15 protein-coding genes are annotated in these 15,060 nt (G+C 66.4%); 11 read left to right on the forward strand and 4 right to left on the reverse strand.

The window, feature by feature from the left end; all coding sequences use genetic code 11:
- The first annotated feature begins 11 nt into the window (after nt 1–11).
- From HCO70_RS16300 to dxs, 4 genes are read left to right on the forward strand one after another with little or no spacing between them, the layout of a single operon-like run.
- Complete coding sequence (locus HCO70_RS16300; RefSeq protein ID WP_172298074.1) at nt 12–947, forward strand: histone deacetylase family protein; 936 nt, start codon at nt 12–14, stop codon at nt 945–947.
- Nucleotides 944–1,186 (forward strand): exodeoxyribonuclease VII small subunit, encoded by a 243-nt coding sequence (locus tag HCO70_RS16305; protein WP_172298076.1) that lies wholly within the window; start codon nt 944–946, stop codon nt 1,184–1,186. Before HCO70_RS16300 ends, HCO70_RS16305 begins: the two co-directional genes overlap by 4 nt.
- Nucleotides 1,183–2,052, forward strand: a complete 870-nt coding sequence (locus HCO70_RS16310) for a polyprenyl synthetase family protein (protein WP_371742248.1) — start codon at nt 1,183–1,185, stop codon at nt 2,050–2,052. The genes HCO70_RS16305 and HCO70_RS16310 overlap by 4 nt, the downstream gene beginning before the upstream one ends.
- 28 nt (nt 2,053–2,080) lie before the next feature.
- Complete coding sequence (gene dxs / locus HCO70_RS16315; RefSeq protein WP_172298078.1) at nt 2,081–4,015, forward strand: 1-deoxy-D-xylulose-5-phosphate synthase; 1,935 nt, start codon at nt 2,081–2,083, stop codon at nt 4,013–4,015.
- 103 nt (nt 4,016–4,118) lie between these two features.
- Here dxs and HCO70_RS16320 read toward each other — a convergent pair whose 3' ends face one another.
- A complete protein-coding gene (locus tag HCO70_RS16320; protein WP_172298080.1) occupies nt 4,119–4,988 on the reverse strand; it encodes an SDR family oxidoreductase in 870 nt (289 codons plus the stop codon).
- Between the two features lie 77 nt (nt 4,989–5,065).
- On the opposite strand from HCO70_RS16320, the gene HCO70_RS16325 reads away from it, so the two are divergent.
- Genes HCO70_RS16325 through HCO70_RS16335 form a run of 3 tightly spaced genes read left to right on the forward strand, consistent with a single transcriptional unit; the run spans nt 5,066 to nt 6,172 of the window.
- A complete protein-coding gene (locus tag HCO70_RS16325; RefSeq protein WP_172298082.1) occupies nt 5,066–5,398 on the forward strand; it encodes a helix-turn-helix transcriptional regulator in 333 nt (110 codons plus the stop codon).
- A gap of 2 nt (nt 5,399–5,400) precedes the next feature.
- Nucleotides 5,401–5,835, forward strand: coding sequence for an SRPBCC domain-containing protein (locus HCO70_RS16330; protein WP_172298084.1), 435 nt, complete (start codon nt 5,401–5,403; stop codon nt 5,833–5,835).
- 22 nt (nt 5,836–5,857) lie between these two features.
- Entirely contained in the window at nt 5,858–6,172 is a 315-nt protein-coding gene (locus HCO70_RS16335) for a YciI family protein (protein WP_172298086.1), read from the forward strand.
- Between the two features lie 38 nt (nt 6,173–6,210).
- Here HCO70_RS16335 and HCO70_RS16340 read toward each other — a convergent pair whose 3' ends face one another.
- Nucleotides 6,211–6,963 carry a class II aldolase and adducin N-terminal domain-containing protein gene (locus tag HCO70_RS16340; protein ID WP_172298088.1) on the reverse strand — a complete coding sequence of 251 codons (753 nt, stop codon included), beginning with the start codon at nt 6,961–6,963 and terminating at the stop codon, nt 6,211–6,213.
- A gap of 476 nt (nt 6,964–7,439) precedes the next feature.
- Between HCO70_RS16340 and HCO70_RS16345 the strand changes: the two genes are divergently transcribed.
- From HCO70_RS16345 to HCO70_RS16360, 4 genes are all read left to right on the forward strand, one after another.
- A complete protein-coding gene (locus HCO70_RS16345) occupies nt 7,440–9,017 on the forward strand; it encodes an ABC-F family ATP-binding cassette domain-containing protein (RefSeq protein WP_172298090.1) in 1,578 nt (525 codons plus the stop codon).
- Nucleotides 9,018–9,128: 111 nt separating this feature from the next.
- The gene (gene ade / locus HCO70_RS16350) at nt 9,129–10,937 is read left to right on the forward strand and encodes an adenine deaminase (protein WP_172298092.1); all 1,809 of its coding nucleotides are present in this window, start codon (nt 9,129–9,131) and stop codon (nt 10,935–10,937) included.
- A 17-nt stretch (nt 10,938–10,954) separates the two neighbouring features.
- Entirely contained in the window at nt 10,955–12,418 is a 1,464-nt protein-coding gene (locus HCO70_RS16355) for an AMP nucleosidase (RefSeq protein ID WP_216665487.1), read from the forward strand.
- A gap of 134 nt (nt 12,419–12,552) precedes the next feature.
- Nucleotides 12,553–12,840: an HU family DNA-binding protein gene (locus tag HCO70_RS16360; RefSeq protein ID WP_172298096.1), complete on the forward strand. Its 288-nt coding sequence runs from the start codon at nt 12,553–12,555 to the stop codon at nt 12,838–12,840.
- Nucleotides 12,841–12,903: 63 nt separating this feature from the next.
- Here HCO70_RS16360 and cls read toward each other — a convergent pair whose 3' ends face one another.
- The gene (gene cls / locus HCO70_RS16365) at nt 12,904–14,346 is read right to left on the reverse strand and encodes a cardiolipin synthase (protein WP_172298098.1); all 1,443 of its coding nucleotides are present in this window, start codon (nt 14,344–14,346) and stop codon (nt 12,904–12,906) included.
- Nucleotides 14,347–14,441: 95 nt separating this feature from the next.
- Complete coding sequence (locus tag HCO70_RS16370; RefSeq protein ID WP_172298100.1) at nt 14,442–15,056, reverse strand: glutathione S-transferase family protein; 615 nt, start codon at nt 15,054–15,056, stop codon at nt 14,442–14,444.
- Between the last annotated feature and the right edge of the window lie 4 nt (nt 15,057–15,060).

The raw sequence follows: 15,060 nt of genomic DNA on the forward strand, positions 1-15,060 counted from the left end.
TGGGTCTGACTATGGTTACGGCGCTTATCACACATGACTCGAGCCTCAAACATGTCACCCCGCCGGGGCACCCGGAGCGGGTGGCGCGGTATGAGGCGGTCATGGAGGCGCTGGGCGCGGAGCGGTTCGGGGCGCTGGAGCGGCGGGAAGCGCCGGTCTGCGAGCGGGCAGAGATCCTGCGCTGCCATCCCGAGGCGCATGTGATGGAGATCGAACGGGCGATTCCGGCGACGGGGTTCACGTCTCTGGACCCGGACACGCATGTATCCGCGGGATCCCTGGAGCCTGCGTTGCGCGCTGTCGGCGGCTGCGTGGCGGCGGTGGACGCGGTTCTGGCGGGCGAGGTGGCGAATGCCTTTGTCGCAATGCGGCCACCGGGGCACCATGCCGAGACGGCGCAGGCGATGGGGTTCTGCCTGTTCGGGAACGCGGCGATCGCGGCAAAGCGGGCGCTGGACCATCACGGGCTGCGGCGCGTGGCGGTGCTGGATTTCGACGTGCATCATGGCAACGGCTCGCAGGACCTGCTGTGGGAGGAGCGGCGGGCGCTGTTCGCCTCGTCGCATCAGATGCCTCTGTACCCGGGGACCGGGGCGGCGAGCGAGACCGGGATTGCGGGCAATGTGCTGAACGTGCCGCTGGCATCGGCGACCGGAAGCGCGGAGATGCGGGCGGCGTGGGACGGTGCGATCCTGCCGGCGGTGGAAGCCTGGGCGCCGGAGCTGATCATCATCTCGGCCGGGTTCGACGCGCATCGCGACGATCCGCTGGCGAACCTTTACTGGACGACAGAGGACTTCGGCTGGCTGACGCGGCGGATCTGCGAGGTGGCGGAGGGCTGCTGCGGCGGGCGCGTGGTCTCGACACTCGAAGGCGGATATGATCTGCAGGCGCTGGCCGAGAGCGTGGCCGCGCATGTGGATGTGCTGATGGAGTTTGGGGCGTGACGGACAAACCTGTGACCGAGATGAGCTTCGAGGAAGCGATGAAGGAGCTGGAGGCGGTGGTCGGCCAGCTGGAATCCGGGGATGTCGAGCTGGAAAAATCCATCGCGCTGTACGAGCGCGGCGCGGCGCTGAAGAAGCGCTGCGAGGAGAAGCTGAAGGAAGCCGAGGAGAAGGTGGCGGCGATCACCTTCGATGAAAACGGCGAGCCGAAGGGGACGACTCCGGTCGAGGGGCTGTGAACTTCGAGACAGGGCTGGCGGAGCGCGCCGCGTCGACGCGGGCGTTTCTGGATGCGTATCTGGAAGGTGACGGGCGGCGGAATGTCGTGCTGGCGGCCATGCGGCATGCGCTGGCGGGCGGCAAGGGGCTGCGCGGGTACCTGGTGACGGAATCGGCGCTGGTGTTCGGTGTCGGCAGCGCGTCATCGGCGGGTGCTGCGGCGGCGATCGAGGCGATGCACGCCTATTCGCTGGTTCACGATGACCTGCCCTGCATGGACGATGACGACATGCGGCGCGGGCAGCCGACGGTTCATGTGAAATGGGACGAGGCGACGGCGGTGCTGGCGGGCGATGCGCTGCAGACGCTGGCCTTCGAGCTACTGGCGGAGATGCACGCGGCGCCGGAGGTGAAGCTTGCGCTGATCGCCGGGCTGGCGCGGGCGGCGGGACATCGCGGTATGGTTCTGGGGCAGGCGCAGGATCTGGCGGCGGAGGTGGCGGAAGTGTCGCTGACGCTGGACGAGATCGTGGAGCTGCAGGGCAACAAGACCGGCGCGCTGATCGAGTGGTCCTGCGAGGCGGGCGCGCTGCTGGCCAGTTCCGATCCCGGGCCGCTGCGGCGATACGCGCGGGCCATCGGCCTTGCCTTCCAGATCGCGGACGACATCTTGGACGTGGAAGGTGACAGCGAGGCCGCCGGCAAGCGGCTGCGCAAAGACGAGGCCGCGGGAAAGGCGACCTTTGTGTCTCTCCTCGGGCTCGACGGGGCGAAGGCACGGGCGGCAGAGCTGGTGAAGGAAGCGGAAGCGGCTCTTGCCGAATATGGAGACGCGGCGGAGAACTTGCGGGAGGCGGCCCGGTTCGTTATTTCGCGCCGGACTTGAAGAGTGACACCCTTAAGGGGGGACGCACATGGCAGACAGACCGCTGACACCGACGCTAGACCGCGTTCACGCTCCTTCCGACATGAAGGCGTTGACGGATGCCGAGCTGCATCTGCTGGCCGACGAACTGCGGGCCGAGACGATTTCGGCCGTGTCCGAAACCGGCGGGCATCTGGGCGCGGGGCTGGGCGTGGTCGAGCTGACCGTCGCGATCCACGCGGTGTTCGACACACCGCGCGACCGGCTGATCTGGGATGTCTCGCACCAGTGCTATCCGCACAAGATCCTGACCGGACGGCGTGACCGGATAAGGACGCTGCGCCAGAAGGATGGGCTGAGCGGGTTCACCAAGAGGTCGGAATCCCCCTACGATCCGTTCGGAGCGGCGCATTCGTCGACCTCCATCAGTGCGGCGCTGGGTTTCGCGATGGCGCGGGAGTTGGGCGGCACGCCCGAGCCGGCGCTGGGCGACGCGATCGCGGTGATCGGCGACGGCGCGATGAGCGCCGGTATGGCCTACGAGGCGCTGAACAATGCCGGGCATCTGAAGAAACGCCTGATCGTCATCCTGAACGACAACGAGATGAGCATCGCGCCGCCGGTGGGCGCGATGTCGACCTACCTGTCGCGGCTCTATGCCGAGGGGCCGTTCCAGGAACTGAAGGCGGTCGCCAAGGGCGCGGTCAGCCTGCTGCCGCCGCCGTTCCAGGAAGGCGCGCGCCGGGCGAAGGAAATGCTGAAGGGCATGGCCGTTGGCGGCACCATGTTCGAGGAGCTGGGCTTCAGCTATATCGGGCCGCTGGACGGGCACGATCTGGATCAGCTTCTGTCGGTGCTGCGGACGGTGAAGGGCCGGGCGACCGGGCCAATCCTGATCCACGCGGTGACGAAGAAGGGCAAGGGGTACGCGCCGGCCGAGGCGGCGGCGGACAAGGGGCACGGCGTGTCCAAGTTCGACGTGATTACGGGCGCGCAGAAAAAGGCCCCGTCGAACGCGCCGGCCTATACCAAGGTCTTCGCGCAGTCGCTGATCGAAGAGGCGGAGCGTGACAGCAAGGTCGTCGCCGTCACCGCGGCGATGCCGGACGGGACCGGGCTGAACCTGTTTGCCGAGCGGTTTCCCAAGCGGTGCTTTGACGTCGGCATCGCCGAGCAGCATGCGGTGACTTTCTCTGCCGGGCTGGCGGCGGGCGGGATGAAGCCGTTCGCGGCGATCTATTCGACGTTCCTGCAGCGCGGGTACGATCAGGTCGTGCATGACGTGGCGATCCAGCGGCTGCCGGTGCGGTTCGCCATCGACCGCGCAGGGCTGGTCGGTGCCGACGGGGCGACGCATGCGGGTTCCTACGATATCGCGTTCCTGTCGAACCTGCCGGGTTTCACCATGATGGCCGCCGCCGATGAGGCGGAGCTGAAGCACATGGTGGCGACCGCCGTGGCACATGACGACGGGCCGATCGCGTTCCGTTTCCCGCGGGGCGAGGGTGTCGGCGTCGAGATGCCGGAGCGCGGCGAGGTGCTGGAAATCGGCAAGGGCCGGATCATGCGCGAGGGCGCGCAGGTGGCAATCCTGTCCTTTGGCGCGCGGCTGAAGGAAGTGCTGGAGGCCGCGGATGCGCTGGGCGCGCGGGGGATCACCCCGACCGTCGCCGATGCACGGTTCGCGAAGCCGCTGGACCGGGAGCTGGTGCTGGATCTGGCCGCGAGGCACGACGCGCTGATCACCATCGAGGAAGGCGCGGTCGGCGGCTTTGGCAGCCATGTCGCGCAGTTGCTGGCAGACGAGGGCATGTTCGATGCGGGGTTGAAGTACCGGTCGATGGTGCTGCCGGATATCTTTATCGATCAGGCGAGCCCGAGCGACATGTACGCAGTTGCCGGGATGAACGCCGAGCATATCGAGGCGAAGGTGCTTGAAGTGCTGGGCGTGGCGAGCCTGACAACGCGGCGGGCGGAAGCCTAGAGCGTTGTCGTATTGATCAGACTCACGCAACGCGGCCTGAAATCAGAGATTTCAGCGCATTGCGCGATGCGATCTGGTTCAGGTTAACATCGAAAGGCTTCGGTCAGCCGTCTTCGCCATCCGCCAGCAGCGCGGCGAGACCGTCGCGGTAGGTCGGGTATTTCAGTTTCACGCCAAGCTCTTCCTTGATGCGGTCGTTCGTGACGCGCTTGGATTCGGCGTAGAAGCTGCGCGCCATCGGGGTCAGTTCGGCCGTGTCGAAATCTTCCGCGGGGGGAAGGGGGAGACCGAGCAGTTCCGCCGCGTGGGCGATTACATCCTCGGGCGGGGCCGGGTCGTCGTCGCACAGGTTGTAGATGGCGCCGGGGTTCGGCCGCGCGATGGAGGCGGCGAGGACCTGGGCGATATCCTCGACATGGATGCGGGAAAAGACCTGGCCGGGTTTGACGATGCGCCGGGCCGTGCCGGCGCGGACCTTGGCGAAGGGGCCACGGCCGGGGCCGTAGATGCCGGCGAGGCGGAAGATGTGGAGCGGCAGGCCGGTTTCGGTAGCAAGGCCCTGCCAGGCGGCTTCGGCGTCCACGCGCAACTTGCCGCGTTTCGTGGTGGGGCTGAGCGGCGTGGATTCGTCGACCCAGCCGCCCCCGTGATCGCCGTAGACGCCGGTGGTGGACAGGTAGCCCGCCCATTCGATATGCGGCGCGGCATTGACGAGGTCGGCGCGGAGGGCGTTGAGGACGGGGTCGCCCTCGGCCCCCGGACCGGCGGAGATCAGCAGGTGGGTGGCCTGTTCGAGGTCTGCCGAGATGTCTGTTCCCGGCCAGATTCGTGGCGAAATGCCCTCATTCCGCAGCTCTTCTGTACGGTCGGGCTTGCGCGTGGTTCCGATGATCCGCCATCCAGTGGGCAGCAAACGCCGTGCAAGCGCCCGCGCGGAATAGCCATGACCGAATGAAAGCAGCGTCTTTGCCATGACGCGACCCTTGCCCGCCGCCGGTGCGATGGCAAGCGGGTTGACTGCTTATGCTTCGAGGGGTAGTTAATTAACCAATGGATGAAACAAAGGAACCGACCCTGGTCACGACTTTTGCGGCACTGGGCGACCCGACACGGTTCGCAATCGTGGAACGCCTGCTGGAACACGGTGCGCTGTCGGCCGGGTCGTTGCAGGACGTGGCGGATATCTCGCCGCCCGCGATCTCGCGGCATCTGAAGGTGCTGCGCGAGGCGGGGCTGATCACGCAGACGGTGGATGCGCAGAGGCGGATCTACGCGGTTGCGCCCCGGGCGGTTCAGGCGATCAACGTCTGGACGATGAGCCACGCGGATTTCTGGAATGCCAGCCTCGACAGGCTGGCGGGAGCGCTGAACGAAGTGGAGTGAGCATGCCGACCCTGACCATCGAGCGCAGGCTGGACGCGGATGTCGAGAAGGTGTTCGCCTTCGTCACCCGGACGGAGAATCTGCTGAAATGGTGGGGGCCGGAGGGGATGCATGTGCCGGAGCACCAGCTGTCCTTCGAGGAGACGGGACCGTGGATGTCGGTGATGCAGAACGCCGAAGGGCAGCGGTTCAAGGTATCCGGGCAGGTGACCCATGTGGATCCGCCGAAATCCGTCGGGTTCACCTGGGCGTGGCATGACGAGGCGGACAAGCGCGGCGTCGAAAGCCACGTGACGATCAGGCTGGTGCCGGCGCAGGGCGGCGGGACCGACCTGACCCTGACCCATGTGGATCTGCCCGACGACGATGTCGCGGCGCGGCACGAGATGGGCTGGACCTCTTCGCTGCGGAAGCTGGAGGCTATGGCGAACGGCTGATTTTGCAACAGGGAGAGAGAAGATGCCGGACTACATGTTCATCTATCACGGCGGGAAGAAACCGGACACGCCCGAGGAGGGCGAGAAGGTCATGGGCCAGTGGAACGACTGGTACGCGTCCATGGGCGCTGCGCTGAAGCATGGCGGAGGGCCGGCCGGGATGTCGAAGACGGTTTCGAAGGGCGGCGTCGCAAATGACGGCGGGGCGAACCCGGTGTCGGGCTTCACGCTGGTCGCGGCGAAGGATCAGGACGCGGCCTGCGAGATCGCGAAGGGCTGTCCGATGGTGATGGACGGCTCGGGTTCCGTCGAGGTGGCGCAGCTGATCGAGATGTAAGCGGACGGCCCCCGGTGGATGCCGGGGGCCGTTTGAAGTCAGGTGGCGTAGTTGCTGCCTTCCTCGTCGAGGATCGCCTTCAGCTCGCTCAGGTGCCTGTCGTTCTGGCCGGGATAGGCGTCGATCTCGTCCGCGGTTTTCGCGGCGATCTCGTCGGACAGCACGCGAAGCGGTTTGCCGGTCTGCAGGGCGCGGACATAGGTCTCTGCCGCGCGCTCGAAATAGTAGAGCCGGGTGAAGGTTTCGGCGACGGTTTTGCCGATGACCATGATGCCGTGGTTCCCCATGATCATCACCGTCTTCTTCGGGTCGGCGAAAAGCTGGGCGCAGCGTTCGCCTTCCTCCTCGAAGGCAAGGCCGCCGTATTGCGCGTCGACCACCTGCCGGTCGAAGAACATCGCGGCGTTCTGGTCGACGGGGGGCAGGACAGAGTCCTCGAGGATTGCCAGCACGGTGGCGTGGATCGAATGCACATGCATGGCGCAGCGGGCATGCGGACAGTGCCGGTGGATCGCGCCGTGCAGTCCCCAGGCGGTCGGATCCGGCGCGTCGGGACCTTCGAGCGTGGAGGGATCGTTGGCGTCGACCAGCAGCAGGTCGGAGGCGCGGACCCGCGAGAAATGCTTCTGGTTCGGGTTCATCAGGAACTGCGTGCCGTCGCCGTTGACCGCGAGCGAGAAATGGTTGGCCACCGCTTCATGCATGTTCAGCCGCACGGTCCAGCGGAAGGCTGCGGCGAGATCGACGCGTTCGGGCCAGTGGTCGATATTGGGAATTCGGGCGGGTTCCATGGCGGGCTCCATCAGTGTGGGGTCGGGTGCAGGGTAGCCGGGGTTGCGGGTTTGGTGAAGGGCGGCTGAACGGCGCGCTGCCGCGCACGCCCATTGTCCCCGGTGGCGAGGCGACGCCTCTGCCCGGTGGTGGCGTGCGTGTCCGGTGCGGAGGTCAGCTTCTGGCTCACCAAAGCAAAGGCTTCGGTTCCGCCATCACCCGAGCCTTGCCTGACAGGCCCCGACACGCCGCTCAAGAAGAATGGCCGTCTCCCCTTCGGGGTCCCTCGGCAATTCTTCCTGACCGTCGCGCCGCCGCCTGTCCGTCCGGCCTCGGGCGGTGGCGGCTCCGAAGCAAAGGCTGGTGCGGGTTGAACGCCCGGGCGGGGAGGGCTAGATGAGGCGGGACGCGGCTGGCGCGTCCATTCGGAGTGAGACGATGGAATTCCACCCTGCAGCCTTCGCCCTGACGGTTCCGCAGCGGGAAAATTCCAACCATGCCCAGCACGATCACCCTTTCCAGTCTTTCCTGGTCCGCGCCTGACGGGCGCAGCCTTTTCAGCAATCTCGATCTGACTCTCGGCGCCGAGCGCACCGGGCTGGTCGGGCGCAATGGCGTCGGCAAGACGACGCTGCTGCGGTTGATCGCCGGGGAACTGGCGCCGTCTTCGGGGTCTGTGTCCGTTACCGGGACGGCCGGCTGGATGCGGCAGAGCGTACAGACGCCGGAGGCGACGGTCGCGGACCTTTTCGGGGTGCGGGACGGGCTGGCGTTATTGGCGAGAGCCGGGGCCGGCAAGGCAACGGTCGAGGAACTGGCGGAGGCGGACTGGACGCTGGAGGAACGGGTGTCGGCCGCATTGGGGCGGCTGGGGCTGGAGGCGGATGCGTCCGTGCCGCTGGCGGCGCTGTCGGGCGGGCAGCGCACGCGCGCGGCGCTGGCGGCGCTGGTCTTTGCCGAGCCGGATTTCCTGCTGCTGGACGAGCCGACGAACAACCTTGATGGCGAGGGGCGCGCGGCGGTGCTCGGGCTGCTGGAGGGTTGGCGCGGAGGCACAGTGGTTGTTAGCCATGACCGGGAATTGCTGGAAGGCATGGATGCGATTGTCGAGCTGACCTCGCTGGGGGCGCGGCGCTATGGCGGCGGGTGGTTGTTCTATCGCGAGCGGAAAGCGGCGGAACTGGCCACGGCGGCGCATGATCTGGAGGTGGCGGAGCGGCAGGTGGCGGAGGCTTCAAAGGCGGCGCAGGCGCGGGCAGAGCGGAAGGCGCGGACCGACAATGCGGGGCGTCGGCAGCGGCTGAAGGGGGATCAGCCGAAGATGCTGCTCGACAAGGCGAAGGAGCGGAGCGAGGCAACGGGAGGCGCGAACGCGCGGCTGGCGGAGGCGCGGAGTGCGAAGGCGGAAGAGGCGGCGCAGGCGGCGCGGGCGCGGGTCGAGGTGCTGGAAGGGGTGCGGATGGCGCTGCCGTCCTGCGGGTTGCCGGCGGGGCGGACGGTGCTGACGGTGGAAAGGTTGGCGGCCGGGTATGGCAGAAAGCCCCTGTTTAGGGACTTGTCTTTCGCGATGACGGGGCCGGAGCGGGTGGTGGTGACAGGGCCGAACGGGTCGGGGAAGACGACACTGTTGTCGGTGATTGCGGGGCGGATGGCACCTTTGGCCGGGTCGGCGACGGTGCATGTGGATTTCGCGATGCTGGACCAGACGGTGGGGGCGCTGGATCCGGGCCTGTCGGTGCGGGAGAGCTTTCTGGCGCTGAACCCGGAGGTGGAGGAGAACGCGGCGCGCGCGGTGCTGGCGCGGTTCCTGTTCCGGGGCGATGTGGCGCTGCAGAGGGCCGGGGAGCTGAGCGGGGGTCAGATGCTGCGGGCCGGGCTGGCCTGCGCGCTGGGCGGCGGGGCGGTGCCGCAGCTGCTGATCCTCGACGAGCCGACGAACCACCTGGACCTGGAGGCGATGGAGGCTTTGGAAGCGGCCCTGCGGGGGTATGACGGCGCGCTGCTGGTGGTGAGCCACGATGCGGCGTTTCTGGAGGCGATCGGGGTGGAGCGGCGGGTGGAGTTGTCAGTTTGAGGTGGGCAGATTGCCCACCCTACGGGTTGGGGCGGCGGCTGTTACAGAAGGTTCAAGCGGGGGTGTCGGCTGGGGGGTTGCGGAGGACTGCGATCTGTTGATGATCGCGACATGAAAGCGACTCCATTCAAAACATGGGCCGAGGCCGCGCCGGAACTGGTTGCCGTGGCCGCCGGCAGAGCGCCCGCCGACCTTGTGATCCGGGGTGGAAAGCTGGTGAACGTGCACAGCCGCGAAGTGCTCGACGGCTGGCAGGTGGCGGTGAAGGCGGGGCGGTTCGCCTATGTCGGGCCGGATGCCTCGCATTGCATCGGCGATGGGACGGAGGTTGTCGAGGCCGGGGGCGATTACCTGATCCCGGGGCTTTGCGACGGGCATATGCACATCGAAAGCGGGATGCTGACGCCGGCGGAATTCGCGCGGGCGGTCACGCCGCATGGCACCACGACGATGTTCACCGACCCGCATGAGATCGCCAATGTCATGGGGCTGGAGGGTGTCCGGCTGATGCATGACGAGGCGCTGCTGCAGCCGGTGAATATCTATACTCAGATGCCGAGCTGTGCGCCGTCCGCGCCGGGGCTGGAGACGACGGGTTACGAGATCGGGCCGGAGGAGGTTGCCGAGGCGATGACCTGGCCGGGGATCATCGGGCTGGGAGAGATGATGAATTATCCCGGCGTGGTGGCGGGCGACCCGAAGATGCTGGCGGAGATCGCGGCGACGCAGGAGGCGGGGAAAACGGTCGGCGGGCATTATGCGTCGCCCGATCTGGGGCCCGATTTTGCGGCTTATGTCGCCGGCGGGCCGGCGGACGATCACGAGGGGACGCAGGAAGCGGACGCGATGATGCGGGTCCGGCAGGGGATGCGCGCGATGCTGAGGCTGGGCTCTGCCTGGTACGACGTGAAGGCGCAGATCACAGCGGTGACCGAGAAGGGGCTGGATCCGCGCAACTTCATCCTTTGCACCGACGACTGCCATTCCGGGACGCTGGTGAACGAGGGCCATATGAACCGGGTGGTGCGGCATGCGATCGAGTGCGGCTGCGAGCCGCTGATCGCGCTGCAGATGGCGACGGTGAACACGGCGACGCATTTCGGGCTGGAGCGGGAGCTTGGCTCCATCGCGCCGGGGCGGCGGGCGGATGTGATCCTGACACCGGACCTGCGGACGCTGCCCATTCATAGGGTGTATGCGCGCGGCGTGCTGGTCGCCGAGGACGGTGTGGCGAAGGTCGAGTTTCCGCATGGCGACTGGCCGGCGAAAGCGCGGGCGTCGGTCAACATGGGGGCGGACAAGACGGCGGCGGATTTCGTGGTCGCGGCGCCGGCGGGGGCGAACCGGGTCAAGGCCAAGGTGATCGGCGTGGTCGAGAACCAGGCGCCGACGAAGGCGCTGACCGCGGAGCTGGAGGTCGCGGACGGCGCGGTCGAGGGCGATCCGGCGCAGGACGTATGCCAGATCGCGCTGGTCGAGCGGCACCGGGCGACGGGGCAGGTGACAAACGGGTTCGTGTCCGGCTTCGGCTATCAGGGCGAGATGGCGATTGCGTCGACGGTGGCGCATGACAGCCACCACATGATCGTGGTCGGGACCTCGCGCGAGATGATGGCGAAGGCGGCGAACCGGCTGGCGGAGATCGGCGGCGGCGTGACCGTCTGGAAGGACGGGGCGGAGATCGCGCTGGTGGAACTGCCGGTGGCGGGGCTGATGTCGGACGATCTGGCACAGAACGTCGCCGCGAAGGCGCAGGCGATGGTCGAGGCGATGGCAGCCTGCGGGTGCACGCTGAACAACGCCTATATGCAGCATTCGCTGCTGGCACTGGTGGTGATCCCGGAACTCAGGATCTCTGACATGGGGCTGGTGGATGTGACCAAGTTCGAGGTGACGGACGTGTTCGAGGCGACGACGTGACGGTATCGCACAGACAATTGCCGGTGCAGGCGCCGGAGCTTGCCGGGCCGGAGCGGTTCAACGATGCGACGGCTGCAGTAGACCGGCTGACCGAGCTTTACGAGGCGGGAGTCGCATTCCTGCGCGAGAAGTTTGCTGCGACGGTGAACGAAGGGATGCCGGCCTGCCGGTTCCGGGCCTATTACCCGGAAATACGGTTCACGACGGCGAGCTATGCGCAGATCGACAGCCGTCTGAGTTTCGGTCACGTGGCGGAGCCCGGGACCTATGTGACCACGATCACGCGGCCGGACCTGTTCCGGAATTACCTGATCCAGCAGGTCGGTCTGCTGATCGAGAACCACGGGCTGCCGGTGGCGATCGGGCCGTCGGCCACACCGATCCCGGTGCATTTCGCGATGGGCGGGTCCGGGGCGATGACTGTGCCGCAGGAGGGCGTGCTGGAATTCAGCCTGCGCGACGTGTTCGATGTGCCGGACCTTGGCACGACGAACGACGATATCGTCAACGGCTACGGATTTCCCTATGGCGACGGGGTGGCGCCGCTGGCGCCGTTCACGGCGCAGCGGGTCGATTATTCGCTGGCGCGGCTGAGCCATTACATGGCGACCGATCCGGAGCATTTTCAGAACCACATCCTGTTCACCAACTACCAGTTCTACGTCGAGGAATTCGAGACGGTCGCGCGGGCGATGCTGGCCGATCCGGACAGTGGCTATACCTCTTTCGTCGGGCCCGGAAACAGCGAGATCACCGCGGCGGACCAGCCGCTGGATGTGCCCGCCAAGCTGCCGCAGATGCCGACCTATCACCTGAAACGGAAGGGGTCGGCCGGGATCACGCTGGTGAATATAGGGGTGGGTCCGTCGAACGCGAAGACGGCGACGGACCACATCGCTGTGCTGCGCCCGCATGCGTGGCTGATGGTGGGACATTGCGCGGGGCTGCGAAATTCGCAGCGGCTGGGGGACTTCGTTCTGGCGCATGCCTATCTGCGCGAGGATCACGTGCTGGACGACGACCTGCCGGTCTGGACGCCGATCCCGCCGCTGGCGGAGATCCAGACATCGCTGGAACAGGCGGTGGAGGATGTCACCAAGCTGGAAGGCTATGAGCTTAAGCGGATCATGCGGACAGGGACGGTGGCGACCATTGACAACCGGAACTGGGAGCTTCGCGACCAGTCGGGGCCGGTGCAGCGCCTGAGCCAGAGCCGGGCGATTGCGCTGGACATGGAGAGTGCCACCATTGCAGCGAACGGGTTCCGGTTCCGGGTGCCATATGGCACGCTTCTGTGCGTCTCGGACAAGCCGCTGCATGGCGAGCTGAAGCTGCCGGGAATGGCGAGCGAGTTCTACCGGACGCAGGTGGCAAATCACCTGCTGATCGGGGTGCGCGCTATGGAGCTGATCCGCGAGATGCCGCTGGAACGGATCCATTCGCGGAAGCTGCGGAGCTTCGAGGAGACCGCCTTTCTGTAGTGGGCTGGCAAAAATGCGCCACAAAATGCAGGAAAACATGGGGAAAAGGCACACTAATAGTTGTGTTTACCCCATACATTCCGGTAGATTCTCCCGAGAACCCGCTAGGACGGGCGTGTACGAGGAGACCTATCATGGCCAAACCAATGACCAAGACCCAGCTTGTGACCGCCCTGGCGGACGAAATGGGCACCGATAAGAAATCGGCTTCGGCTGCGCTGGACGCGATCAGCAGCGTGATCACCAAGGAAGTCGCCGATGGCGGCGCGGTGACCCTGCCCGGCGTCGGCAAGATATATTGCCGTGAGCGCCCCGAGCGCATGGTACGGAACCCGGCCACCGGCGAACAGATCAAGAAAGAAGCCGACAAGGTGGTGAAAATGACCATCGCCAAGGCGCTGAAAGACAGCGTTAACGGCTGAATTTCTTGCAGAATTCATGGAGAAGGCCGCCCTCGGGCGGCTTTTTTCATTTGGGCGGTCCGGTCAGAGAACCGGGCCCATCATCGCGACGGTGTTGTTCCAGAGACGCCGGTAGACGGACCAGTCGCGGACCTCTTCGAGCAGGATTTCCCGCGAGGCGGCGATGTAGTCTTCCTGCCTTGCACGGAGGCCGGCGGTGAGCTCGGCGTCCTGCAGCAGGATGTTGTTTTCGTAGTTCAGCTCGAAGCTGCGGCGGTCGAGATTGGCGGAGCCGACCAGCGCGACCGAGTCGTCGAGCGTGAGCAGCTTGGTGTGCAGAAGACCGTGCGGATATTCGAAAATCCGCACTCCGGACTGTAGCAATTCGAGATAATAGCTGTGGCTGGCGGCGGCGACGACCCAGCTATCGTTGCGTTCCGGCATCACCATGCGCGTGTTTACGCCACGTTGCGCGGCGGCGCAGAGCGCGGTCTGGATCGCTTCGTTCGGGACGTAATAGGGCGTGGTGACGGTCAGGTCGCGGTTCGCGCCGTGCAGCAGCGCGACGAAGACCTCCGGCATGGCGGAGTCGCGGACGGTGGGACCGGTGCCGATGGCCTGGGCCACGATTCCCGGGCCATCGGTGGCGGCTGATACGTCGGGCGGTGTTTCGGGCAGCGGCTCTTCGACGTGAGACAGCCAGTCCTGCGCGAAAAGCGCCTGGTTCTGCATGGCGACCGGACCTTCGAAGCGCAGCATCAGGTCGATCCAGGGGCCGTATTTCGCCTTGGGCAGGAATTCGGGGTCGGCGCAATTGCGGCTGCCGCAATAGGTGATGCGGTTGTCGATGACGATGATCTTGCGGTGGTTGCGCAGGTCGATCCGGCCGCGGATCGGGTGCAGGAGAGGGTTGCCGATGGGCAGAGCCTCGACGAGTTGAACGCCGGCCTTTCCCATCGCGACCCAGTGGCGGGAGCCGATCAGGTTGCGCGAGCCGAGCCCGTCGGCCATGGCGCGGACGGTGACGCCGCGTTGCGCGGCGCGGATCGCTGCTTCGGCAATGCGGAGGCCGGTGGCGTCCTCGAGCCAGATGTAGAACAGCAGGTGCACGTGGTCCTGCGCGGCGTCCATGTCGGCGATGATGGCGTCGATTTCGGCCTGGGCGTCGGACAGCAGCGTCGCGGTGTTGCCGCCGACCGGGGCGAAGCCGCTGATCGACCGGCCGGTGCGGAACAGGTGCAGGTGGCGTTCCTCGACAAGGTCCCAGCCAGCCTCGCGTCGCTGAGCGACGAGGTCGGCGAGCAGGCGCTTGGTTTCCTTGTACCGGGCGACCCGGCCGCGGCCGATATTGGTTTCCCCGAACAGGGTGTAGAGGACCATGCCCAGGAGCGGGATGTTGAAGATCACCATGACCCAGGCGATGCGCGAGGCCGGTTCGCGCCCTTCGCGCAGGAGTGCGCGCAGGATGAAACTGAGAGCCGCAGCGACGTAGAGTACTGCGAAGATTGGTCCCAGCTGGGTCAGCATGCGACGGAGGACCGTCGCGAGGTGGTGGCCGATTGCATCCCGGTACTATTTGCAATTGTTTGTGCCGGGTCAATCGGCCTTATCCACAGGGCGGATCAGGTGCTTTCGGCCATCAGCTCGCCGTCGAAGGCCTGCGCGGCCTTGTTGGCCGGGCGGTTGCTGCACCGGGCCGCCCAGCCCTGGATCACCGGATCCTCGGGCATCAAGTGCGGCGCCCAGGCGAAGGTGGAGGCGATGATCAGGTCGGCGACTGTGTAGGTGTCGCCGGTCAGATAGGGCTTGTCCTGCAATGCGTTGGAGAGCCGGGCGACGGCTTCGGGCATGCCGCGGAATGTCGTGTGGAACAGGGGATGCTCGACGTTGGCGAAGGAGATCACAAGAACCGGTTCGAGCACGTCACCGTACCAGGCGAGCCAGCTGAGGAACGGGCCGCGGCCGGGCGCGCCGGCGGGTATCGCGAGGCCCGCGTCGGGGAACAGTTCGGTCAGGTAGAGCGCGATGGCGGTGCTTTCCCAGATCTCGACGCCGTCATGAACCAGCAGCGGGACCTTGCCTTCGGGATGCGGGTTTTTCGGATCGTGAACGCCGGTACCGTCCCGGCGCGTGACAGCCACCGGTTCGATGGCGACCTTGTCGCGGACACCGAGTTCTTCGAGCAGCGCAACGATGCGGGTCGAGCGGGTGCGGGGAGCGTGGTAGAGCGTGAGCATCGGA

The sequence above is a fragment of the Pseudoruegeria sp. HB172150 genome, assembly GCF_013184805.1.
Taxonomy (GTDB): Bacteria; Pseudomonadota; Alphaproteobacteria; order Rhodobacterales; family Rhodobacteraceae; genus Psychromarinibacter.

What these genes read in the sequence shown, in the direction of transcription:
- HCO70_RS16300 (WP_172298074.1), top strand. Translation starts at nt 12, where the DNA reads ATGGTTACGGCGCTTATCACACATGACTCGAGCCTCAAACATGTCACC.
- dxs (WP_172298078.1), top strand. Translation starts at nt 2,081, where the DNA reads ATGGCAGACAGACCGCTGACACCGACGCTAGACCGCGTTCACGCTCCT.
- HCO70_RS16320 (WP_172298080.1), bottom strand. Translation starts at nt 4,988, where the DNA reads ATGGCAAAGACGCTGCTTTCATTCGGTCATGGCTATTCCGCGCGGGCG.
- HCO70_RS16325 (WP_172298082.1), top strand. Translation starts at nt 5,066, where the DNA reads ATGGATGAAACAAAGGAACCGACCCTGGTCACGACTTTTGCGGCACTG.
- HCO70_RS16330 (WP_172298084.1), top strand. Translation starts at nt 5,401, where the DNA reads ATGCCGACCCTGACCATCGAGCGCAGGCTGGACGCGGATGTCGAGAAG.
- HCO70_RS16335 (WP_172298086.1), top strand. Translation starts at nt 5,858, where the DNA reads ATGCCGGACTACATGTTCATCTATCACGGCGGGAAGAAACCGGACACG.
- HCO70_RS16340 (WP_172298088.1), bottom strand. Translation starts at nt 6,963, where the DNA reads ATGGAACCCGCCCGAATTCCCAATATCGACCACTGGCCCGAACGCGTC.
- HCO70_RS16345 (WP_172298090.1), top strand. Translation starts at nt 7,440, where the DNA reads ATGCCCAGCACGATCACCCTTTCCAGTCTTTCCTGGTCCGCGCCTGAC.
- ade (WP_172298092.1), top strand. Translation starts at nt 9,129, where the DNA reads ATGAAAGCGACTCCATTCAAAACATGGGCCGAGGCCGCGCCGGAACTG.
- HCO70_RS16360 (WP_172298096.1), top strand. Translation starts at nt 12,553, where the DNA reads ATGGCCAAACCAATGACCAAGACCCAGCTTGTGACCGCCCTGGCGGAC.
- cls (WP_172298098.1), bottom strand. Translation starts at nt 14,346, where the DNA reads ATGCTGACCCAGCTGGGACCAATCTTCGCAGTACTCTACGTCGCTGCG.
- HCO70_RS16370 (WP_172298100.1), bottom strand. Translation starts at nt 15,056, where the DNA reads ATGCTCACGCTCTACCACGCTCCCCGCACCCGCTCGACCCGCATCGTT.